Here is a 21519-nt window from a genome sequence, read left to right on the forward strand (position 1 = left end):
CTAGGGTCGGCCCCGTGACCAGGACGAGCTGGCGGACGAGCGGCGAGCCCGTCGTCGCGCGACGCTGGTGGCAGGACCCCGTCGTGGTCGGGCTCGCCGCCGCCATGTCCGGCCTCCTCGCCCTGCTGGTGTTCCGTGAGCTCTCCGGCACCCGCGCGCCCAGCGGCCTGGACTACGCCGGCCCGCTCACCCGCGAGCTGCTGCCGGTGGCGCGGCTGGGCGGCGAGCTCGCCGCCGTCGCGGTGGTCGCGGGCCTGATGGCGTCCCTGCTGCCGGTCCGACGCGTTCCAGACGGGCCCCGCGCGGCCCGGCTCAGTCCTGCGGTCCCCGTCTGGGCGCTGGTCTGGTCGGTGGTGTCGGTGGCCTCGGCCCTGCTGGCCGCGTCGGAGATCTCCAACCAGACGGTCGTCGAGGTCCTGCGGACCGGGCTGCTCCTGGACTACCTGACGATCATCCCGCAGGCCCGCTACCAGCTCCTGGCTGCCGTCCTCGCGCTCGCGGTGGCCCTCGTCTCGTACGCGGCGAGCCGCTCCGGGGACGGGCCCGCGCTGCCCGTCCTCCTGCTGCTGCTGGCGGGCACCGGTTCGGCCGCGGCCCTGCCGCTGGTCACGGGGCACGCGGCGAGCGCGGCCAACCACTACCTGGCCCTCACCACGCTGATCGTCCACGTCCTGGCCGCGCTGGCCTGGGTCGGCGGCCTGACCGGTCTCGTCGTCCACCTGCGCGGCCACGACGAGGGCCTGCGCGTCGCCGTGGGTCGCTTCGACGCCGTCGCCCTCACCTGCTTCGTCGTCGTGGCCCTGTCCGGGACGGTCAACGCGTGGATCCGCGTCCCCGACCCCGGGCTGCTCACCAGCACCACCTACGGCTGGCTCCTGCTGGCCAAGCTGGCCGCCCTGGTGGTGCTCGGGGCGTTCGGGGCGTGGCACCGGCGCCGGACCATCCGCGAGCTGCGGGCCGGCCGGCCGACGGCGTTCCGCCGCCTGGCCGCCGCCGAGGTCGTCGTGATGACCGCTGCCTTCGGCCTGGCCGTGGCCCTGTCGCGCACCCCGACGCCGTGACCCCGACGCCGCTGCCGCCGCCCCGCCCGACCCTCCGGAGGAACCGCGCCATGGCCCACCGACCGACGGTCATGGCTGCCGCTGCCCTCGCGGTGGCCGCGACCCTCGGGGCGTGCGGGTCCACGCCCTCGGCGCCCCCGGGCGAGCCGGTGACCCTGACCGCGGAGCTGTCCGACGGTGGCGTGACCGTGCCCGAGGAGGCGCCGGAGGTGTCGCGGGGGACCGAGGTCACCCTGCAGGTCACCTCCGACGGGCCGGCCGAGGTCCACGTGCACGGCTTCGACGAGTACATCCGCCTGGACGCCGCGGGCACCGGCGAGGTGACGTTCACCGCCGACATCCCCGGGGTCTTCGAGATCGAGACGCACGACACCGGGCTGCTCATCTACCGGCTCGCGGTGCGCTGAGCCCGGTCCCGCGGCCCGCCCGTCGCTCCTCAGGCCAGCAGCTCCTGCCCCAGGAACCCGTCCGGGCCGCAGCCCGGGGGCACCGCCACCACGACGCTGCCGACGGGGGTGGTCCAGTCGTTGAGCAGGTCCAGCTCGTCGAGCCGTCGCTGCGCGGGCACGAACTGCGCGTCGACGTCGGCGCAGAACACCACGAACAACGACCCGGCGTCCGGGGCCCCCGTCTCGCCGGGGCCGTCGTCGTAGTTGTAGCTGCGACGCAGGAACTGCGGCCCGGCCGGTCCGTCGCCGCGGGCACGACGGACGTGCGACCACGGCGGGACCGTCCGCAGCCCGCTGGCGTCCAGCGCGTCCAGGTCGACCTCGTCCGGGTCGTCGGGCGAGGCCACCAGCGGGGTCCCGTCCGCCAGGCCCCGCCCGACGACCTGCTCCTGCTCGACGCGGCCCAGCCGGTCCCAGTCGTCGAGGTCCATCCAGATCCGCCGCAGCACCATCCCGGTGCCGCCGCGCAACCAGTCCGGCCCGTCGTCGACCCAGACCAGCCGGTCCAGCTCGTCCGTGCCCGGCCGGGGGTTGACGGTGCCGTCCACCTGGCCGAACAGGTTGCGGTGCCCGACGGACTCACCCGCTTGCGGCGACGTGGCCCGGGCGAACCCGCGCTGCACCCACCGCACCTCGGCGAAGGACCGGATGCCGCGGCTGAGGGACCTGGTCGCGTTGGCCACGGTGGTGTCGTCGTCGGCGCACACCTGCAGCAGCAGGTCGGCCCCGCTCCACCGTTCCTGCAGCCGGTCCACCCCGAAGGCGGGCAGGGCCCGCAACCACGGCGGGGCCTGCTGCTGCAGACCGGCGGCGTGCAGCAGCCCCTGGCCGAAGCCGGCGGTCACCGTCAGCGAGGCCGGCACCGCCGCCAGCCCGCCGTCCGCGGCGCCCAGCACGGGCAGCCCCTGGCACAGCCGGCGCGCGTCCTCGGTGAGCACCGTCATCATGCTCACCAGCTCCGCCCGCCCGACGTCGGCGCGCAGGTCCAGTCCGACGAAGGCCGCCGAGCGCTGCTGGGCCGTGGCGACCCCGGCCTGGTGGGCGCCGTCGAAGGGCACGACCGCGTCCAGGCCGGGGCGGCCGTGGCTGCCCGGTGAGGTGCCGTCGGGCGTGGCCGCCCGGGTCTGGGCCCGTCCGGTGACGACACCGACCGTGCCGGCGACACCCAGCCCGGCGAGGCCGGCGAGGCCACCGCCCACCAGCTGTCGGCGGCTGACCGGGGTCCCGCTCACCCGTCGGTCTCCGGGGCGCCGGACTCCATGTCCATGTCGCCCGTGTACTCCTCGTCGCCCGCGGCGAGGTCGCGGACCGGGGCGCTGAGGTCCACGACCGACCCGTCCTGCAGCTCCAGCGTCCACGTCACGGTGTCACCGGGCTCCAGCCCGTCGGTGAGGCCCAGGAACATGACGTGGTCCCCTCCGGCCTCCAGCACGTGGCTGCCGCCGGCCGGGACGACGAAGCCGCCCTCCTTCTCCTGCATGACCATGGCGCCGTCGGCGTCCACGACCTCGTGCAGCTCCATCGCCTCGGCGGCGTCGGACGTGGCCGACACGACCACCACGTCCTCGTCGCCGTCGTTGACCAGCGTCCCGAACGCGGCGGTCATCCCGGAGTCGGCGGCGCGCACGACCCCGTCGTCCAGACGGAGGTCGGCCGCGGCCGAGGCGTCGGAGGAGGCGTCGCCGTCCCCGCAGGCGGTCAGCGCGGTGGCGGTCAGCAGGGCGGCGGCGAGCAGGGGCGTCGTCGTCTTCATGGCACGGGTGTCCTTGTCGTCAGGGGAGGGCCGAGCGGCCCGTCGGGGGGTGGGTGGGTGACGCGGGTGGGTCAGCGCCGGCGTCGCCAGGGGCGGGACCACCGACGGTGGTCGTCGCCGCGGTCAGCGGTACGGCGAGCCGACGCCGGGCAGGGGGCAGGGCGACGTCACCGGGCAGCGCCCGGGAGCGTCGGCGTGGTCCTGCGCGGCGGCCTCAGGCAGCGAGCGCGAACGACTGCGGCGGGCCCCGGACGGGGTCGGCGGCAGCGGCGGGGGCACCGAGCGGCATCGGCTCGGCGCCGGCGAGCAGGGGGCGGGCCGACCCCACCGGCGCAGGGCTCACCACGACCAGGAGGAGAGGTCCGGCCCAGGAGCACAGCGCCACCAGGGCGGTCTCGCCGCGACGCAGCAGGACCACGGTGACGGCGGTGGCCAGGACGTGGGCGGTCAGCATGGTCGGGTCGGACCACAACCCCTGGTGCGCGGCCTCGGAGGCCGGGTCCAGCGCGGCGGCGCCGTGGCCGCCGGGCACCCACGCGAACGCGTGGTGCAGCACGACCTGCCCACCGGCGACGACGGCCGTCAGCCGCCAGGCCGAGACCTGCCGCGACGCGACGGCCGTGGACAGCAGGGTGACGACGAGCAGGGCCAGCACCAGGGCCCGGAAGGAGGGGGTGCCGCCGCCGGCCAGCAGGTGCCCGGCTCCGGCCAGCCCGACGACGGCCGAGGCCGCCACGGCAGCACGCAGCGGTCCCGCTGCGGCACGCCGGTCCGGATGCACGGGGTCACCGTAGCCGAGCGGGGTGCGGTGCGGCAGAGGGGAGCGGAAACCGGGGCGCGGGGCCCCGCGGCGGGCCCGGCACGGGCTCACGGCACGGTTCACCCGGAACGGCCCGCCCGCAGGGGAGCGCCCACGCGCAGGAAGGCGGTGACCTGCTCGGGGCCGCCGGGCCGCGCGAAGTAGTAGCCCTGCGCGGTGTCGCAGCCGACCTCGTGCAGCAGGTCCGCCTGCTCACCGGTCTCCACCCCCTCCACGACCACCCGCAGGCCGAAGGCACGGCCGAGGTCCAGCACGGCCCGCACCAGCTGACGTCCCGCCGGTTCGGTCACCCCGGGGACGAAGGACCGGTCGATCTTGAGGACGTCGACCGGCAGCCGGCTCAGGTAGCCCAGGGAGGAGAAGCCGGTCCCGAAGTCGTCGAGCGCGATGCTGACGCCCAGCCGACGGATCTCGGCCAGCACCAGCAGCAGCGCGCGCACGTCCGCCATCACGACGGTCTCGGTGATCTCCAGCACGAGGGCCTCGCCCGGCAGGCCGGCGTCGGCCAGGGCGGAGCGGACGTCGGGGACGAAGGACGCGTCGCGGAGCTGGTGGACGGACACGTTGACGTGCAGCACCAGGTGCGGTTGCTCCGAACGCCAGACCGCGGCCTGCCGGCAGGCGCGCCGCAGGACCCAGCGCCCGATGTCGACGACGATGCCCATGCTCTCGGCCACGGGGACGAACACGGTGGGCGGCACGGCGCCCCGCCCGGGGTGCCACCAGCGCACCAGGGCCTCCACGCCCAGGGGCCGCCCGGTGCCCAGGTGCACGATGGGTTGGTAGTGCACGTCCAGCTCCCCGCGCGCCAGGGCGTGCTGCAGCTGGGCCCGCAGCGCGAGCTGGTCACGTCGCACCGTGCGCAGCTCCGGCCGGTAGCAGGCGGACTGCCCGCCGCCGTCGGCCTTGGCCGTGTACATGGCGAGGTCCGCGTCGGCGACCAGCTGGTCCGCCAGCCCGGCCGGGTCGGACGGGTCACGGTCGGGCGCGGCGTGCGCGATCCCGACGGTGGCCCCGATCCACGCCAGCTCGCCGCACAGCAGGAACGGCTCCCGCAGGGACGCCACCAGGCGGTCCGCGAGGGCCCGCACGTGCTCGTGGTCGTGCCCCTCGACCACCAGCAGGGCGAACTCGTCCCCGCCGAACCTGGCGACCGTGTCGCCGGAACGGGTGCACTCCTGCAGCCGGCGCGCGACCGCCCGGAGCAGCTCGTCGCCGCCGGCGTGCCCCATGGTGTCGTTCACGGCCTTGAACCGGTCGAGGTCGACGAACAGCACCGCCGGGGTGGCTCGGCCGCCACGGCCGCGCAGGGCCTCGCCGAGCCGGTCGAGGAACAGGGAGCGGTTGGGCAGACCGGTCAACGGGTCTCGGAAGGCCGCGGCGAGGGCGTCCATGGCCCGGGCGTCGGTCAGCGCCATGCTGGCGTGCCCGGCGAAGGTGTCGAGGAGGCTCTGCTCGGCCGCGTCGAACCCCTCCGTGCCCGCGGCCACCACGATCTCGCCCACGACCTGGCCGTCCACCTCGACCGGGGTCCGGTGGCACGGTCCCGCCCCGACGTCGGCCGCACCGGTGACGATCGGACGTCCCGGGTCGTCGGCGTCGTGCAGCAGCAGAGCCACGGGTCGACCGCCCAGGACGGCGCTGGCCCCGTCGGTGATGCTGGTCAGGATGGCCGCCACCGGTGCCCGCGCCGAGATGGCACGCTGCACGCCGAGGAGCACCTCGAGCAGACGCTGCCGCCCGCGCTCCCGCTCCAGCGCGGCGACCGTCTCCAGGGTCAGCCCGAGTGCGCCCGCCATCCCCAGCAGCAGCGTGCGGTCGGTGAGGTCGAAGGACCGCTCGACCCGGGCCACCACCAGCCGGCCGCCGTTCCCGGTGTGCCAGGACGCGGTCAGGGTGTGGACGGGTCCGACGTCCGGCAGGTCGTGCCGGTCCGTGCCGGCGCGGATGTCGACGAGCATCGCCTCCGGCGCCGCCGTGCTCCCGAACCCCACGTGTCCCACGAGGCGGCCGTCGACCACGACGGCCGCGACCTCGGCGTCGAACTCCTCCGCGACGAGCTCGGCCGCCACCAGGTGAGCCGTGGGCACGCTCGCGCAGCGGCCCAGCGCCGTCATGAACTCGACCAGCCGGTGCGGTGACGCCTCGAAGACGGCCACGTCAGCCCAGCGCGAGCAGGACGAGCGTCGCGTTGTGCACGCCCCGTGAACCGCTGGTCCGGGCGAACTCGCCGTAGGTGTAGAAGCCGCCGAGCGGGGCGCCGCCGAGCAGCTCGTCGAGCAGCTCGACCTCCGCCTGGGTGCCGTCGGGTCCGAGGACGGCGCGACGGGCGACGCAGTCGAAGGCGACGACGCCGCGAGGAGCGGCTCCTCCGAGGCCCCGCAGCACGTTCGCGGCGGCCACCCGCGTGCCGTCCTGCACGGTGTCGGCGTCGCCGTCCATGAGCCACACGGTCGTCCCCTGCGGGACGTCGCTGCAGACCAGGGTCCGGGCCTCGTAGTCCGCGCCCAGCACGGCCCGCACCTCCTCGCCGCCGGGTCGGGGCAGGCCGAAGCTGTTGGTCATGGCGACGCTGTGCCACAGGCCCTCGTCCCAGGAGGCCTCGGGCGGGGCCCCGGTCAGGCGCAGGTACTCGTCCAGGGCCGGGCGGTCGTCGAGGGTGAGGATGCTCCGCCCGTCGCTGCCCGTCACGACGACCGGGTCCCCGGCCCGACGCCAGCCGTGGCCGATCCCGACGCCGATGGGCCCCGCGGAGCCGATGGCCACGCCCGCCAGGCGATCGCGGACCACCTCCCCGTCGACCAGCAGGAACGTGGCCCTCATCTGCAGCTCGTCCCCGGCGCAACCGCCCACCAGCGCCACCGAGGCCCCGGCGACGCCGTAGGCCCCCCGCACCATCTCCGCACGGTCACCCGCGAAACCGTCCCCGAGCAGCACCAGGGCCCGGTGGGCGCCGGTGACCCCGTCGAGGGCTCCCGCCGCCTGCGCCCCGGCCGTGCGCGCCCCGTGGGACAGGTCTCCGACCGACACCCCGACGCTCACCCCGCCCATGGCGACCGCCACGACCCGTCCCGACCCGGCGGTGCCCTCGCCGATCTCACCCGACGTGGTGCAGCCGACCACACGAGCACCCGGTGCCGACCGGGCGGCGCCGCCGGCCACGGCCGCCAGGTCCAGGAAGGGGGAGACGAAGAGCAGGACGAGGGCGGCGTCGCGACCCGTGGTCGCTCGGTCGACCGCGTCCTGGGCGGCGGCGGCGTGGTCGGGCAGGGCCGAGCAGGCCACCCCGACCCACCGGGTGGTCGACATGGGGGTCGTGGGCGTGGCCGTCGTCCTCGTCGTCCGCGTCGTCATACCCCCGGCATCGACCGTCGGGTGGCCGGACCTGAGGTCCGGGGTCCATCGCCACCCGGGTGCGGACGCGGAGGGTCTTCTGGCTCGCCGGTTCGTCCCCGTGGCCCGGGAGGACCTGCGGTCCGGGGTCGGTCGGGGCGAGCCCTCGAGATCGTGGACCGTGGGCCCGGCGACGGTCACCGGGGCCGGGGCCGTGCTGGCCGACGAGGTCGGCGACGCCATCGGCGACGCCATCCAGGGCCGATCCGGGAGCGAGGCCCTGACTGCCGCCGCGCAGGCCATGCGGACCTACGTCACGGACCACCCCGGTCGGTACGCCGCCGGCAACGGGGCGCACCCGGCCGGACCGGACGACCCGCTCGTCGCTGCGAGCGAGCGTCTCCTCGCCGGCCTGAGCGCCGCGCTGCGCGGGTACCGGCTGCCGGCCGAGGAGGAGATCCATGCCCTCCGGATGCTCCGCAGCACGATCCAGGGGTTCGCGACTCTCGAGGCGGACGGCGGGTTCCGGATCGCGGTCGACGTCGACGAGAGCTTCGCCTGGGTCATCGGCCGCCTGGACGCCGGTCCGGCGGACCGGTCCGCGGGCAGGTAGGTCGTCCGTCGCACGCGGACTTCCTCGCCCCCGACCTGGTCGTCCGGGACGGCGCCACGACCGGGCTCGTGTGCGGGGTCACCGACGGGCCGGCCGCCGCGGGTCACGGCAGTCGCAGCTCTGCCTGGTCCGTCGTCGGTTGCCAGGTCGCCCCGAACCGGCAACCCGGGCCGTCGACGGCCAGCACCGGCTGCTGCCACGTCCCACCGACGGCGAGGTACTCCGACGACCCGGGGTCCGTGCACCCGGTCGTGCTCCGCAGGTCCTGGGCGCCGGCGGCGCTGAGGCTCACGGCGACCTCCGCCGGCTCCCCGATCGGGGTGCTCGGGCCGAGGGCGAACGGGATGTAGACCAGGGCTGCCACCAGGACCGCCGACGACACGACGAACACCCGCCGGAAGTCCGAGAACGGCTTCTGGATGCCGTTGAAGAGGGACCAGTCCCGCAGGGCCTCGGTCGCGGTGCGCAGGCGCTCGAGACGCTCGACGTCGGCCGCCACGCGGGTCGGCTGGTCCCAGGCGTGCGCCTGCTGGGTCATCGCCTCGACGTAGGACTCCTTGGTGAAGAACTCCGGAGTCGTCACCCCGGCGCCGACCGCGGTCGCGAGGTCGCTCGCCCCCCGTCGGCTGGCGGCCTGGGTGGCGATGTCCGTCGGTTCGACGCTCAGGACCCGCGCCCCGGAGGCCAGGACCGCCGCCACGGCGCCCAGCAGTGCGACCCCGGCCAGGAGCACCCCCCAGTTGTCCGCCCCCCACGCTGCCGCCGACGGGGCGGCCTGCGCGCTGCGGACCAGGCGAGGTCCGACGAGCGTCGCGGCGGTCAACGCGGCGGTGATCGGCGCGAAGGTGACCAACCACTTGGTCGTGTCCCGGTACGCGTCGACGGCGGTGCTGTACACGGACATGGGCCCTCCCGCTCAGGCTCGCGGACGACTCCTTGCAGGTTACCTAGGCCGGCAGGTAACTTCTACCTATGAGTCTAGGTAGAAGGAGGTGCTCCTGGTGAGCAGCTCGCCGGACTACGGCCCCGTCCCGGTGTCTCGCCTCAAGGACGACGTGCAGGACTGGTTCCAGGCCCTGGAGGACGGCCGCAGGGTCCTGGTCTCGCGCCACGGACAGGTGGTGGCCGCCATAGACCCCCCCTCGATGCCTCGTCACACCCACCAGCTGGCGTCGTTCGCGCTGCGAGAGCCCTCCGTCAAGGAGCTGTCTGCGACGGACATCGGTCAGCGCTCACCGTCGGAGGCGGTCCACCGCGCCGAACGAGGTGAGTCGATCCTCGTGACCCGGGGCAACAAGGTGTTCGGGGTGCTGGGCGCCCCGGTGGTCGAGGAGACCCTCGAGTCCGTGGACGCGCAGGAGGAGGGGCTGGCTGCGTTCGAGGCCGAGAACCCGGACGCCACACCGGAGCAGTTCGCCGCGGCCTCGACGCAGGTCGCGACCGTCGAGCCGTGGTCGACGACCGCGTTGTCCTACCGGGTCGACCTGCCCCAGCGGGACCGGGTGGCGGTGGCAGAGGTGATGGTCGACGCGTTCCGGGTGAAGGGCCTCGCCTACGAGGCCCGTCGGGACATGCCCGCGGCAGAGGAGGCCTTCCTGTCCGCGATCGAGTACCGGTCCTACCCGGACGTGCGGGTCCGCAGCAAGGTCGCCCGGACCATGGTGGACCTGGCCAAGATCTACACGTTCGAGGGTCGGACGCCGGAAGCCCTGGACCTGTCCAACGACGCGGTCGAGATCCTCGAGCCGTACCTGGGGGCCCAGCACGTCGTGGCCGACCTGCCGGTCAGCAGCTACCTGACCGAGGTGCCCACCGCCGAGGTGCCCGCCCCCGAGAGGGACGCCGCCGAGGTGATTGCCGCCGAGCGGGACGCCGGGCTCTGATGGGGCGAGGGATCCGGACGAAGGACGGCGACGACCCGTTGGTCGCGTGGCAGGGGCGGTTGCTGTGGTTCGGCGACGACGACCTCACCGCGGCCCTGAGGTCGTTGCTGGGTGGTCGACCGGTCGTGTCCCAGGACCGTGTGCTCGAGATCAGCGTGATGCCGCTGGCGACACCGGGCGCGTCCCGGGTGTCGGTCCTGCGGCCGGGCGCCCCGTACGTGGCCGACCTGGTGGTGAGCGCCTGGGACGGCGGCGCCAGCCCGGACCCCAGGACGGCTCTGCCTGCTCCGGACCAGTGGCGTCACCCGGACGGCGCGGGGCAGGTCCGGTGGGAGCTGTTCAACTGCGTCCTGCACACCCTCAGGTCCCGTGAGGACGGCTCCGGGCGTGCTCGAGGACTACGGCGGCCGGCAGGGCGCGGTTGACGAGGGCCCCGGCCAGCTCGGTGAGCTTGATGCTGTGGTCACGGGCGTAGTGCCGGAGCGCGGCGAACGCGTCGGGCATCTCCAGGTTGCCGCTGTAGGACAGGACGCCCTTGGCCTGCTCGAGGACGACTCGGCTGTCGAGCGCCTTCTGGAGCTGCTCGTTGACGAGGTTCTTGTCGGAGGCGGCGCGGTCCTGGATGAGGGCGACCGTCGCGACGTCGGCGAGGGCCTGGGCGAGCCTTAGGTCGGCCTCGTTGAGGGCGCCCGGGGTGGCGCCGAACAGGTTGAGGGCGCCGATGATGGCGTCGCGCAGGCGCATGGGGACGGCGTGGACGCTGGCGACGCCGGCCTTCGCGGCGACCGCGGCGAACTCGGGCCACCGGGAGGCCGCGGCGGCCAGGTCGGGGACGTTGACCGGGCGGCCGTCGAGGTAGCAGGTGTGGCAGGGGCCTTGGGCGCGTTGGGCCTGGAAGGCCTCGAGGTCGGCGACGCGCTCGGAGGAGGCGGCCACCACGTGCAGGGAGCCGCGGGTGTCGGCGAGCAGGAGCCCGACGGCGCTGACGTCGAGCAGTCGGGCGCAGTCGGCGGCCAGCTGGGTGAGCAGCTCGCTGACGTCGTTGCCCCGGGCCAGGCTGCCGGATATCTCGACGAACGCGGCGACGATGTCGTCCTCACGCTGGCTCATGTCGTGCCCTCGTCGCCGCCGGTCACGTGCCAGTCGTCGCGGTCCAGCACGAGGCGCCGGTTGAGGATCTGGTAGGCCACGACGCTGGCGGTGAGGCCGCGGGAGATCGCATGGGCGCGGAGCCTCACGAGGGCGTCGGCCGGGCTGACGTCCAGGGCCGCGATGATCATGCCGGTGGCCTGGTACACCTCGACCCGTTCCAGCGACTCGAGCTGCTCCCAGCTGCCCCGGCCCTCCGCGGCCGACTGCCAGTCGGTGTCGGCCGTCATCAGGTCCAGCAACGGCAGCGCGGCAAGCTTGGCCGCGTACACCCCTCCGGTCATCGCGGCGTCGTCGAGCGGGCCGCTGCTGCGCCGGTACAGGTCGAGGGCGCCGATGGGGGTGCTGGCTATGGCCACCGGCAGGGCGAAGATGGCCTGGATGCCGTGGCCGAGGATGGCCTGCGTGAGCGCCGGCCAGCGGTCCTCGACGGGGCCGTTCAGGTGGGGGGCGAGGACCGGTCGGCACTGCGTGACCGCATCGAGGCAGGGACCCTGGCCGTAGGTGAACTGCAGCTCGTCCAGCGTCCTGCTCAGCGGTCCGCTGGAACCGAAGGTCCCCTGCATGGTGCCGTCTCCCATGTAGGAGATCGAGGCCCCGTCGACGTCCAGGAGCTGCACGCAGGCCGCGCACAGGCGGTCGGCCGCCTCCAGCGGCGTGTGCGCGCCGGTCATGGCGTCGCCGAGGGCATCCCGGAGCTCCTGGTCGTCCATGCCACCTCCGCGTGCCCGTCGACGGTTCCCCCAGGTTAGCCCCGGTGGCGCTCCGTCATGGCATGCCCACGTGACCGGTCCCTCGCGTCGACCAGGCACGCCCCGCGCTACTGCGCGGCCTCGACGGCGGCCCGCAGCCCGGCGGCCGACCGGTCGTCCACCGCCGTGCCCTGGACCAGCACCGTCGGGGTGCCGACGACGCCGTCCTGCGACGCGGTGTCGGTGGTGCTGGCGACCCAGTCGACGAAGCGTCCGGCCTCGATCAGGTCCCGGACGTCCTCCGCCGCCCCCGCCTGGACCGCGAGGTCCGCCAGCTCGGTGTCCGTCGGGCCGGGTGCGCCCTCCGCGGGCTGGACCGCGTAGAGCAGGTCGTGGAAGGCGACGTAGGACTCCGGTGACACGTCGACCACGGCGGCCGCAGCGGCGGCGGCCCGGGTCGGGTAACCGTCGGGGGAGAGCCGGTCGAGGATCGAGACGGGCCGGTAGTCGACCTGCGCCGTGCCGTCGGCCACCCAGCGGGCGATCTGCTCGCCGTTCTCCGCCTCGAAGTCCCGGCAGGCCGGGCAGAGGAAGTCCCCGTACACCGTCACGGTGACCGGGGCGTCGCCCACGACCACGCCGCCGTCCGTCAGGTGGGCCGGCGGGGCGGACTGCGCCTGCTCTGCGGCGCGGCCCATGTTGACGACGACCACGACCCCGGTGACGAGCAGCAGCAGCACGGCCACCAGGGCACCCCGGAACAGCTGCCGTCGTCGTCGTTCCGTGCGCTGCTGGGCCGCCGCGCTGCGGGCGAACCGCTCACGGGCGGTGCCGGGCAGGGGGAGGGTGCTGCGGTTCATCGCTCATCCAGACGGTTGTCGAGGGACAGGGGGGTGCGCGGACGCAGGGACAGCAGCACGGCCGCGAGCAGCAGGCCGACGTCCCGGGCGAGCGGGACGGCGTAGGAGGCTGTGCCCGGGGCCACGTCCCCGCCGCCGCCGAAGCAGCCGCAGTCGATGGACAGCCCCCGGGCCCAGGCCGAGGCGATCCCGGCCACGAACGCCAGCACGAGCAGCCCGGCGCCCACGGCCGCCAACCGGGTGGACAGCCCGAGCAGGAGAAGGATCCCGAGCCCCACCTCCAGGGCCGGCAGGCCGTAGCCGACGACGACGGAGAGGTCGTCCGGCAGCAGCCGGTAGGCGCGGACGGCACGGACGCTGCCGTCGGGGTCGAGGAGCTTGATGGTGCCCGAGACGAGCAGCACGCCGGCGAGCGACAACCGGGCGAGCAGCGCCAGGACGGTCACGGCCCGTCCTCGCCAGGTGGTGCCGACGCTCGTGCCGGTCGGCGGGTGCTGGGGAACCGCAGGTGCGCGTGTCTGCATCTGGACCTGTCTGTGCGGCTCGGTCGCGGTCGCGCGGCTGCGCCACCTCCGTCATCCTCGGCGGGCTCCGGCAGGGCCGTGGAGGACCTAGGTCCTGCAGGGTCGGGGCGCAACCGTGACCTCGCCGCGCCGGGGGCGGGTCGTGCGCAACCGGGACCTTCGTCCCTGCAGGCGCCCCCACCCAGCACCTAGCGTGCCGATCTGCGACGTCGCAGCCGCGCCCGCGCATCGCCCCCGGACGAAGTCGGAGTGACAACCCATGGTGTCGGATGACAGACAGATGAAGATCGTGGTCGGCGTGGACGGCTCGCCCGCGGCCGAGGCCGCGGTGCGGTGGGCCGCGGCCGAGGCGACGGAGCAGCGGCGACCGCTCCACCTGGTGCACGCCTTCAGCTGGCCCCTGACCAGACCGAGGGTGTCGCTCGACTCCCCGGACGAGGGGCTCGTCGGGAGCGGGTTGCGGACGGACGCCGAACAGGTCCTGGCCGAGGCCGAGGCCCAGGCGCACTCGGCGTCACCGGGGCTCGAGGTCACGACCGAGCTGGTGGTCGCCGGTCCGGCGGCCGCGGTGCTCGCCGGGGCCGAGGGCGCGCACGTGCTCGTGCTGGGCAGTCGTGGGCTGGGCGGGTTCCGTGGCCTGCTCGTGGGGTCCGTGAGCGCCGAGGTCGCCACCCACGCGCCCTGCCCGGTCGTGGTCGTCCGCGCCCCGGCCGACGGGCCCGATCAGCCCTCGGGCCCGACCGGCCGGGTCGTGGTCGGTGTGGACGGCTCGGACGTCTCGGCGCTCGCGGTCGGCTTCGCGTTCGAGAGAGCAGCACGGCGAGGGCTCGGTCTCACCGCGGTGCGGGCGTGGGAGCTGCCGGCGGCGACCAACCCGTGGGGGGTCACGGTCGCGGACAGGATGCAGGAGGACGAACGGCAGGCGCTCGCCGCCTCGCTGGAGCCGTGGCAGAGCCGCTTCCCCGACGTGGACGTCGACCCGCGGCTGGTGAACGGCCACGCCGGGCAGGCGCTGGTGGCTGCCTCGGACGGTGCAGAGCTGGTCGTGGTGGGCTCCCGCGGTCGCGGTGGTTTCGCCGGCGTCCTGCTGGGCTCGGTCAGCCAGGCCGTGCTGCACCACGCCTGCGGCCCGGTCGCGGTGGTTCGTCCGCACGGCTGACGGGCGGGCGGGGCCGGGGCCCCGCGGTGGCCTCCGTCAGCGGGTCATCCGCAGCAGCTCGGCCCGGACCTCGGCCTCGGTCGGGGTCCGGGACCAGACGGCCAGGGCATGCAGGGCGAGGCCGACGCCCCAGAAGGCCAGGGGGACGAACGGCCACGACACGCCACCGCCGCCGAGGCCCCAGAGCGCCACGACGACGAGGACCACGAGCAGGAACGACAGCACCTGCACCCGCAGACCGGCCCGGTGCTGCGACCGTTCCGCGGCCGCCCGGCGGAGCACCTCCTCGGTGCGGCCGGTCGGCCCTCCGTGGTCGATCGGGGGGGCTGCTGTCGGGCGGACCATGAGGGTGGTGCGGTGCGCGGGCATGGGGCTCCTGGGTCGGTGGCGGCTCGGCGGCCAACGGTGCTGGCAGACGCCGTGCTGACAGCATCCCGTGCCGGCGGGGGCCGGGACCGGGGCTTAGGTCCTGCCTCGGGGACGTGCCGGCGTGGCTGCGGTGCGCGGCGGCCACGGCATCGACGCGCGACCGGGTCCTGGATCTCGGCCTCGGTGACGCCGGAGAACAGGGTGCCTGGCCCGGTATCGTGCGGGGTCGACGCCATCGGCCGCACCGGCGCGCAGCGTCGTCCCCCGATCAGCCAGCACCGGAGGGGCCTGCATGGTGACGGATGAGAGCCGCGACGACCACCACGTCGCCGGGCTCCTGGGTGGCCGCGGCGAGGCCTCGGCCCACGACACCGGCTCGCACCGGGGTGAGGACCGGTTGGCGCAGCAGCTGACCCGGGTCGCCCGCGAGCTGGGTCAGTCCGGGAGCCCCGCGGCCACCCTGGAGGGCATCGTGCAGGCCGCCGTCCAGCTCATCCCCGGGGTGGACGAGGGCTCGATCAGCCTCGTGCTCGGGCGACGCAAGGTCTGGTCCGAGGCCGCGACCGGTCGTCTGCCCCGGGCGGTCGACGCCCTGCAGGAGGAGACGGGCCAGGGCCCCTGCGTCGACGCCGCCTACCGGCACGAGACGGTCCGGGTGCCGGACATGGCGGCGGAGCGCCGCTGGCCCGCGTTCGCCGCGAGGGCGGCTGAGGCCGGGGCCAGGGGGATGCTGTCGTTCCAGCTGTTCGTGGCCGGCGACGACCTCGGCGCGCTCAACCTGTACTCCTACGAGACGGGTGCGTTCACCGACGAGTCCGAGCACGTCGGTCTCATGTTCGTCTCCCACGCCGCCATCGCGTACGCCGCGATCCGGCGGCAGGCCCAGCTCACGGAGGCCGTGGCGACACGTCTGGTCATCGGGCAGGCCCAGGGCATGCTCATGGAGCGCCACCGGCTCGACGAAGGGCGCGCGTTCGCCGTGCTGATCCGCGCCAGCAGGAACTCCAACCTCAAGCTCCGCGACGTCGCCCGTCACATGGTGGAGACCCGAGAGCTGCCCGAAGCAGCGAGACCGGCCGTGCCGGGATGAGGCGCGCGCGGGGCCCGGACGGACCCTGACCTGCAGGCCAGTCGGCCCGGTGCCCCCGGCTGGACTCGAACCAGCAACCTACGGATTAGAAGGCCGTTGCTCTATCCATTGAGCTACGGGGGCGGGAGATCCGGACTTCCATCCGGACTACCTCCGGAGAACCGGTTGCTCGTGCGGCTACTCCGGGCACCACGGTAGCCGTTCGGGCCCTGCGAGGGTGGTGGGTCGCGGGGGGCTGCACGGGGCCCGTCGCGGACGAGCCCCAGGTGGAGATGTCTCCTGGTGTGGCCGCCGCGCAGTGGTCTGCCCCTCCGCCGCAGCGCTGCCACACATGCCGCTGGGCGGGCCGAGGTGGCCCGCCCAGCGGTGATGGTGCCGGTGGCTCAGCCCAGGTGTCGGGCGTCGAGCTGAGCGGTGCCGCGGATGGTGCCGCAGGGGTCGCAGGTGACGTGGGCTGCGATGACGTCGCCCTGAGTGGGGAGCGTCCGGGCCGCGACGACGGCGTCGCGGGCGAGCAGGCCGCACCCGCAGGGCGGGTCATGGTTCGGAAGGGCGATCGACGGATCCGTGCTGCGTCACCCTCACCGCCTCCCCGGCGGCGTCGTGGGGTCCGACCTCGCAAAGGTCTCCGGTCGACCTCGCAGTCGCCGGCCCAGGCGAACGGGTGAACGCTGTTTCGGATGGGGGAGAGTCCTCAGGTCGCAGCAGAACTCGACGATGAGGACCTGTTGGCAATGATGCCGACGGAGCAAGCCGACAAGGGCAAACCCGACCGCAAGGCGGGGACGCAAAGCCACGGGACCCACAGGGTCAGCCGGGCTACCAACGAAAGGTCTAGCTCATGAGCAGATCCCGTACGCGCACTTGCGTGGCCGTCCTGGCCGCGGCCGCACTGGTCACCACCGGCGCCGCACCCGCGCTCGCCGACACGGTCCAAGACCCGTCCGACGTGACGGTCACCGCAGGGACCCTGGAGTTCAGCACCGACCCGACGGTCGGGGACTTCGCCCCCGTCACGCTGAACAGCGAGAGCCAGGACGTGGACGCAGCCGTGGGCACGTTCTCGGTCAGCGACAACACCGGGTCCGGAGCGGGGTGGACCGTGACCGTTCAGGCCTCTCAGATGGCGGAGCACAACGGCACGGACTACGTGGGCAGTGGTCGGACCCTCCCGACCAGCTCCATCGAGCTGTCGGCCCCCACGGTGGGCGCGGCAGCAGGAACGACCTCCGCGGTGCCGGCGATCGCACCCGGCCCGTACACCGTCGACGCCGGGGCAGCGGTGACGATCGCCACTGCCGCACCGGGCGCAGGCATGGGCACCTACGACTTCGGCGCCACGACCGCCACCTTGACGGTTCCGTCGGACGCCTACGCCGCGACCTACCGGAGTGACGTGACGGTGACGCTGGCCACCACGCCCTGACCCCACTGTCGACGACCTTCTGACCACGGGAGGTCGAGCCCCTGAGGGCGGGGACACCAGCCGACGTTCTTCAACGGTGTGGGTCCCCGCCCTCCCTCGGCACCACAGAAAGGTCAACATGGAGGTCTCGGCATCCGTCCGCGGCGGCCGCGTCGTGGCCGCGATGACCGGCCTGCTCGCCGCGGCGCTGCTCGTCGTCCCCGCGGCGTCGGCGTCCACAGCGGCCGGTGAGGACACGGCCTTCGTGCTGCTGCCGTCGAAGGGTTCGAGCCTCGCCGAGTCCGGCGGGTACTTCGTCCTGGCCGCGGACGAGGGCCAGACCGTCACCCAGTCGGTCGATCTGCGCAACGACCAGGACGTCCCGCTGAAGCTCGAGCTCACGGCCCTGGACGCCGGGACCGCCGAGGTGGGCGGTGTGTCGTTCCCGGCGCCGGGTGAGGCAGTGAGTGCTACGGGCACGTGGATCACGATCGAGCAGCCATCGGTCACCCTCGCCCCGGGTGAGGCCACCACGGTGGACTTCCGCGTCGTGGTCCCCGACCAGGTCGAGGCAGGAACGCACCTGGCGGGACTGTCGGTCAGCCCGCCGCCGGCACCCCAGCTCGCAGTGACCGCGGGAGAGGACCAGGCCGGCGCCGAGCTGGCCGTGCGAACCCGGCGCGTCATCGCGGTGCAGGTGGACGTGGGCTCGGCCCCCGCCGAGCTCCTCATCACCGGTACCGACCCGCTGGCGCGACCGGACGGTCTGCACGTGGGGATCGGGGTGGAGAACACCGGCGGCACCCTGCTGACAGAGACCAATGGGACCCTCTCGATCCCCGGCCTGGACGTGGAGCACGACTTCGCTGTCGGCACGTTCGTACCCGGCACCGCCATCGCCTACCCCATCCCCGTGGAGGGGACCGTGGCGATCGGCGAGTACCCCGTGAACGTGCACATCGACTACGCCGACGGTCAGGTCGTGACGTTCGACGGGCTCTTCACGGTGGCGCCTGAGGTGGCCGCGGCGCTCGCCGAGGCAGCGGGTGAGACTCCCGGAGGGATGGACCTCGCCGCCAGCGGACTGGTGGGGATCGTCATCGCCGTCGTGATGGGTGCTGCCCTGGCCGTCCTCCTCCTCCTGCTCGTGGCTGTGCTCATCCGCCGTCGGACCCCCAGGGGTCGCCGCAGCGCAGTGTCCCCGAGCGCTTCCGGCCGCCGAAGCGGGCGCTCGCCGGCTCCGTTGGCGCGCTGAAGCCCGATCCGGCACCGGGCCCGCTGCGCAGCAGCAGCAGCACGGCCTCCCGGTGATCCCGGACGTGCACCCTCGCGACCCCGCCAAGGTGCTCCTGCGCAGGCGTTCGCTGATCAGGTACAGGCCTGCCGACAAGCTGGCCGGCCCATGGGTCCGCTCAGGCCGTCGCTCCAGCCTCACCTGAGGCTCTCCTGTGCATCAGGGTGACTCAGGACTCGACGGCCACTGTGGACGCCCTGGGGCTCCAGAAGGGCTCACCCGTGGTCGAGTAGACCTGCAGGAGGTCAACGATGCCTGCACTGACAAGGACGGTCGCCGCGACGGCGGGGGGGACGCGCTTCGACGCACGTCCGGGCACCCTCGACCCTGGACGTGCGCCACGGTGGTGGACCAGCGACGCCCCGTCGACGTCTGGAGGGGTGTGAAAATGCGCGACCCGTCCACGCCGCACTGCGACCCCGGTGGTGGGGCGTCGGCCCCTACCTCCGCGTGGTTGCGGGAGCACTTCCGGGCCGCATTCGAGCGCTCGCCGGTGCCGCAGGCCACTGTCGACCGGCTGGGCCGGCTGAACCTGGTGAACGACGCACTGTGGCACCTGCTGGGCCGCAGCCGGCAGGAGCTCGTCGGCCTACAGTCCGAGGCGCTCGGCCATGGTGACGACAGCGGCGAGGGTGCTGTCGTGCTCGCGAGCCTGCTCCGGGGACAGACCGAGACCGGCCGGTGCGAGCGCGTCCTGCGCCACCGCGACGGGAGTGCTGTGCCCGTCGGCATCGACGTGAGCGTCTTGCACGATGAGAGCGGTGCCGTCGACGGGGCCGTCGCGCAGTTCCAGGACCTGCGGGCTGTGCGGGCCGCCGAACGCGCCCGCCTCCGCCAGGACGAGATGACAGACGCGTTCGCCCGGCTGGCGAGCGACCTCGCCATCGTCAGCGACGCCGACGGCATGCTGCTGTACGTGTCACCGGCCGTGACCCGCCTCTTCGGGTACGACAGCCAGGACCTCGTCGCCGGATGCGGCTGGGACGTCGTCCACCCCGACGACCTCGCGGCCGCCCAGGACACCTACCACTCGGTGGTCAGCACGGGCGTGTCCGCGACCATGCTCCTGCGGGTCGGGACTCGCGACGGAGAGTGGCGGTGGGTCGAGGAGACCTGTCACAACGTGCTCGACAGCGGCATCGGCGGCATCGTCTGCAACCTCACGGTCGTGACGGAACGCATCCTGGCCGAGCAGGCCCTACGGCGCAGCGAGCACCGCTACCGGACCCTGGCCGAGACCGCCGAGGAAGGCATCTGGGCGGTGGACGCCCAAGGCCGGACGGGATTCGCGAACGCCCGCGTCGCCGACATCCTGGGCGTCAGCATCGAGGAGATCTACGAGCGGAACGCCCTGGACCTGCTGCAGCCCCAGGACTCCGGTCAGATGGCCCTGCGTCTGGCGACGCGTCACGAGCGCGGCAGCGAGCGGTACGAGGTCGCCTACCGCCACCCGGACGGGCGGACACGACAGCTATGGATCTCCGCGGCGCCGTGGACCGACGAAGCCGTAGGCAGGGGGTCCCTCGCCCTGGTCTCGGACATCACCGACGCCCGACGAGCGGAGGCGCAGATCGCGGCGGCCACGCTCCAGGACCACCTGACCGGACTGGCCAACCGTGCGTTGCTGCTCGACCGGCTCGAGCAGGCCACCCGTCGCACGGAGCTGAGCCCGGTCGTCCTGTCCGTCGACCTGGACCACTTCAAGCTCATCAACGACTCACGAGGTCACGCGGTGGGTGACGCCGTCCTGGTCGCGGTCGCCGACCGGCTGCGCGGTGTCATCGGCCCGCACGACACCCTCGCCCGCCCTGGCGGCGATGAGTTCGTCATCGTCATGGAGCATGGGGACGAGGCCGACGGCAAGCGCCTCGCCAAAGACGTGCTCGACGTCCTAGGCCTGCCTGTCGAGATCGCCGAGGGCATGACGGTCGACGTCGCGGCCTCGGTCGGAGTGGCCGTCAGCCCTGGAGCCGGCGCCGACGACCTGCTGCGCTTCGCCGAGATCGCCATGTACGCAGCCAAGACCGCCGGGCGCGGCCGCGCCCGGGTGTTCGACCATGCCCTCGCCGACGACGCCGGGCACCGGTTCGCCCTCGCCGGCGACCTTCGCGCGGCCCTGGCCGCCGAGGTCCTGGAACCGCACTTCCAATCCGTCGTAGAGCTGGCGACTGGTCGCGTCCTCGGCGTGGAGGCACTGGCCCGTTGGACGGACCCACGGCGCGGTCCCGTCCGCCCGGACCAGTTCGTGCCCGTGGCGGAGGCGTCCGGCCTGAGCGGGGAGCTCGACCGGTACATGCTCGCGCGCGCCCTCACCCAGGTCGGCCGACTCCGCTGCGCGGGGCTGTTCCCCCCTGACGCCTTCGTCGCGGTCAACCTGTCCGCAGGCAACCTGCAGAACAGCCAGTTCGAGACGTTCGCCCAGCAGTGGGCGGACAGAGCCGGCGTCCCGCCCCGCTGCGTCACGCTCGAGATCACCGAGACGGCGATCATGGACGAGCCGGAGCACGCCATCGCGGTGCTGCGTCGCCTGCGTGAGGCCGGGTTCGGTATCGCCATCGACGACTTCGGCACCGGCTACAGCAGCCTCGCCTACCTGCGGGACCTGCCCGTCTCCGCGCTCAAGATCGACCGAAGCTTCATCTCGGACCTCACGACCCACCCGGACGCACCGGCCATCGCCGCGTCCATCATCGAGCTGGGGAAGGCCGTCGGCGTCAGCGTCGTCGCCGAGGGCGTGGAGACCGTCGCGCAGGCCTCCCTGCTCCGCCGCCTGGGCTGCGCCACCGCCCAGGGGTGGTTGTGGAGCAAGGCGCTGCCGATCGAGGAGCTCGCGGCCTCCGGGATCCTCATCCGACCCTTCGACGTCCGTATCCCCGACGACGACCTGCGCGGTGACCGCCCAACGACGGCACCCGCCGCGGCGATCGCGCAGTCGACGGCCTCGGCCCGCTCGGGCCGGATGACGGAGCAGAGTCACTCATGACCGCCGGGACGAGAGGGATCGGACCTGTGGGCGGGCCGGGAGATCCTGGCGTGCCGGCAGGACGGTCGCCCGGTGCTCTGCC

General features: G+C 74.1%; 21 protein-coding genes, 1 tRNA gene and 1 riboswitch. Of the genes, 10 read left to right on the forward strand and 12 right to left on the reverse strand.

Going from position 1 to position 21519, the window contains the following annotated elements; translation table 11 throughout:
• Positions 1–14: 14 nt before the first annotated feature.
• Complete coding sequence (locus tag ACR80Q_RS07910; RefSeq protein WP_435377047.1) at positions 15–1061, forward strand: CopD family protein; 1047 nt, start codon at positions 15–17, stop codon at positions 1059–1061.
• A 50-nt stretch (positions 1062–1111) separates the two neighbouring features.
• Entirely contained in the window at positions 1112–1468 is a 357-nt protein-coding gene (locus ACR80Q_RS07915; protein WP_435377048.1) for a hypothetical protein, read from the forward strand.
• Between the two features lie 29 nt (positions 1469–1497).
• Here the strand turns inward: ACR80Q_RS07915 and ACR80Q_RS07920 are convergent, their stop codons facing one another.
• The 5 genes from ACR80Q_RS07920 to ACR80Q_RS07940 all read right to left on the reverse strand — a co-directional run bounded on the left by ACR80Q_RS07920 (position 1498) and on the right by ACR80Q_RS07940 (position 7392).
• On the reverse strand, positions 1498–2742 hold the full coding sequence (locus tag ACR80Q_RS07920; protein ID WP_435377049.1) for a Dyp-type peroxidase: 1245 nt from the start codon (positions 2740–2742) through the stop codon (positions 1498–1500).
• A complete protein-coding gene (locus ACR80Q_RS07925) occupies positions 2739–3263 on the reverse strand; it encodes a copper chaperone PCu(A)C (RefSeq protein ID WP_435377050.1) in 525 nt (174 codons plus the stop codon). The genes ACR80Q_RS07920 and ACR80Q_RS07925 overlap by 4 nt, the downstream gene beginning before the upstream one ends.
• A gap of 214 nt (positions 3264–3477) precedes the next feature.
• The gene (locus tag ACR80Q_RS07930) at positions 3478–4044 is read right to left on the reverse strand and encodes a hypothetical protein (protein ID WP_435377051.1); all 567 of its coding nucleotides are present in this window, start codon (positions 4042–4044) and stop codon (positions 3478–3480) included.
• 98 nt (positions 4045–4142) lie between these two features.
• Positions 4143–6242, reverse strand: a complete 2100-nt coding sequence (locus ACR80Q_RS07935) for a putative bifunctional diguanylate cyclase/phosphodiesterase (protein ID WP_435377052.1) — start codon at positions 6240–6242, stop codon at positions 4143–4145.
• 1 nt (position 6243) lies between these two features.
• Complete coding sequence (locus tag ACR80Q_RS07940) at positions 6244–7392, reverse strand: FIST signal transduction protein (RefSeq protein ID WP_435377053.1); 1149 nt, start codon at positions 7390–7392, stop codon at positions 6244–6246.
• Between the two features lie 205 nt (positions 7393–7597).
• On the opposite strand from ACR80Q_RS07940, the gene ACR80Q_RS07945 reads away from it, so the two are divergent.
• Entirely contained in the window at positions 7598–8029 is a 432-nt protein-coding gene (locus ACR80Q_RS07945) for a TetR-like C-terminal domain-containing protein (RefSeq protein ID WP_435377054.1), read from the forward strand.
• Positions 8030–8132: 103 nt separating this feature from the next.
• Here ACR80Q_RS07945 and ACR80Q_RS07950 read toward each other — a convergent pair whose 3' ends face one another.
• A complete protein-coding gene (locus tag ACR80Q_RS07950) occupies positions 8133–8933 on the reverse strand; it encodes a hypothetical protein (RefSeq protein WP_435377055.1) in 801 nt (266 codons plus the stop codon).
• 97 nt (positions 8934–9030) lie between these two features.
• On the opposite strand from ACR80Q_RS07950, the gene ACR80Q_RS07955 reads away from it, so the two are divergent.
• Both ACR80Q_RS07955 and ACR80Q_RS07960 read left to right on the forward strand, forming a co-directional pair.
• The gene (locus tag ACR80Q_RS07955; RefSeq protein ID WP_435377056.1) at positions 9031–9912 is read left to right on the forward strand and encodes a tetratricopeptide repeat protein; all 882 of its coding nucleotides are present in this window, start codon (positions 9031–9033) and stop codon (positions 9910–9912) included.
• Positions 9912–10337 carry a hypothetical protein gene (locus tag ACR80Q_RS07960; RefSeq protein WP_435377057.1) on the forward strand — a complete coding sequence of 142 codons (426 nt, stop codon included), beginning with the start codon at positions 9912–9914 and terminating at the stop codon, positions 10335–10337. Before ACR80Q_RS07955 ends, ACR80Q_RS07960 begins: the two co-directional genes overlap by 1 nt.
• Here the strand turns inward: ACR80Q_RS07960 and ACR80Q_RS07965 are convergent.
• The 4 genes from ACR80Q_RS07965 to ACR80Q_RS07980 form a co-directional block, all read right to left on the reverse strand.
• Positions 10273–11022 (reverse strand): GAF and ANTAR domain-containing protein, encoded by a 750-nt coding sequence (locus ACR80Q_RS07965; protein WP_435377058.1) that lies wholly within the window; start codon positions 11020–11022, stop codon positions 10273–10275. The genes ACR80Q_RS07960 and ACR80Q_RS07965 overlap by 65 nt on opposite strands.
• Complete coding sequence (locus tag ACR80Q_RS07970) at positions 11019–11774, reverse strand: GAF and ANTAR domain-containing protein (RefSeq protein ID WP_435377059.1); 756 nt, start codon at positions 11772–11774, stop codon at positions 11019–11021. The genes ACR80Q_RS07965 and ACR80Q_RS07970 overlap by 4 nt, the downstream gene beginning before the upstream one ends.
• Before the next feature lie 107 nt (positions 11775–11881).
• The gene (locus ACR80Q_RS07975) at positions 11882–12613 is read right to left on the reverse strand and encodes a DsbA family protein (protein WP_435377060.1); all 732 of its coding nucleotides are present in this window, start codon (positions 12611–12613) and stop codon (positions 11882–11884) included.
• A complete protein-coding gene (locus ACR80Q_RS07980) occupies positions 12610–13059 on the reverse strand; it encodes a MauE/DoxX family redox-associated membrane protein (protein ID WP_435377061.1) in 450 nt (149 codons plus the stop codon). Before ACR80Q_RS07980 ends, ACR80Q_RS07975 begins: the two co-directional genes overlap by 4 nt.
• Before the next feature lie 358 nt (positions 13060–13417).
• Here ACR80Q_RS07980 and ACR80Q_RS07985 point away from each other — a divergent pair, with 358 nt between their 5' ends.
• Entirely contained in the window at positions 13418–14296 is an 879-nt protein-coding gene (locus ACR80Q_RS07985; protein WP_435377062.1) for a universal stress protein, read from the forward strand.
• Positions 14297–14332: 36 nt separating this feature from the next.
• On the opposite strand, the gene ACR80Q_RS07990 is transcribed toward ACR80Q_RS07985, so the two are convergent.
• Positions 14333–14665 (reverse strand): 2TM domain-containing protein, encoded by a 333-nt coding sequence (locus ACR80Q_RS07990; RefSeq protein WP_435377063.1) that lies wholly within the window; start codon positions 14663–14665, stop codon positions 14333–14335.
• 292 nt (positions 14666–14957) lie between these two features.
• Between ACR80Q_RS07990 and ACR80Q_RS07995 the strand changes: the two genes are divergently transcribed.
• Entirely contained in the window at positions 14958–15755 is a 798-nt protein-coding gene (locus ACR80Q_RS07995; protein ID WP_435377064.1) for a GAF and ANTAR domain-containing protein, read from the forward strand.
• A 50-nt stretch (positions 15756–15805) separates the two neighbouring features.
• Here the strand turns inward: ACR80Q_RS07995 and ACR80Q_RS08000 are convergent.
• Positions 15806–15878: transfer RNA gene (locus ACR80Q_RS08000), tRNA-Arg, on the reverse strand.
• A 628-nt stretch (positions 15879–16506) separates the two neighbouring features.
• Positions 16507–16582: riboswitch (cyclic di-GMP riboswitch) on the forward strand.
• A 14-nt stretch (positions 16583–16596) separates the two neighbouring features.
• On the opposite strand from ACR80Q_RS08000, the gene ACR80Q_RS08005 reads away from it, so the two are divergent.
• From ACR80Q_RS08005 to ACR80Q_RS08015, 3 genes are all read left to right on the forward strand, one after another.
• Positions 16597–17181, forward strand: coding sequence for a WxL domain-containing protein (locus tag ACR80Q_RS08005; protein ID WP_435377065.1), 585 nt, complete (start codon positions 16597–16599; stop codon positions 17179–17181).
• A 118-nt stretch (positions 17182–17299) separates the two neighbouring features.
• Entirely contained in the window at positions 17300–18415 is a 1116-nt protein-coding gene (locus ACR80Q_RS08010; protein ID WP_435377066.1) for a WxL protein peptidoglycan domain-containing protein, read from the forward strand.
• 427 nt (positions 18416–18842) lie between these two features.
• Positions 18843–21437 (forward strand): sensor domain-containing protein, encoded by a 2595-nt coding sequence (locus ACR80Q_RS08015; RefSeq protein ID WP_435377067.1) that lies wholly within the window; start codon positions 18843–18845, stop codon positions 21435–21437.
• The last annotated feature ends 82 nt before the right edge of the window (positions 21438–21519 follow it).

The organism is Aquipuribacter aurantiacus (assembly GCF_051216895.1).
Classification (GTDB): Bacteria; Actinomycetota; Actinomycetes; order Actinomycetales; family JBBAYJ01; genus Aquipuribacter.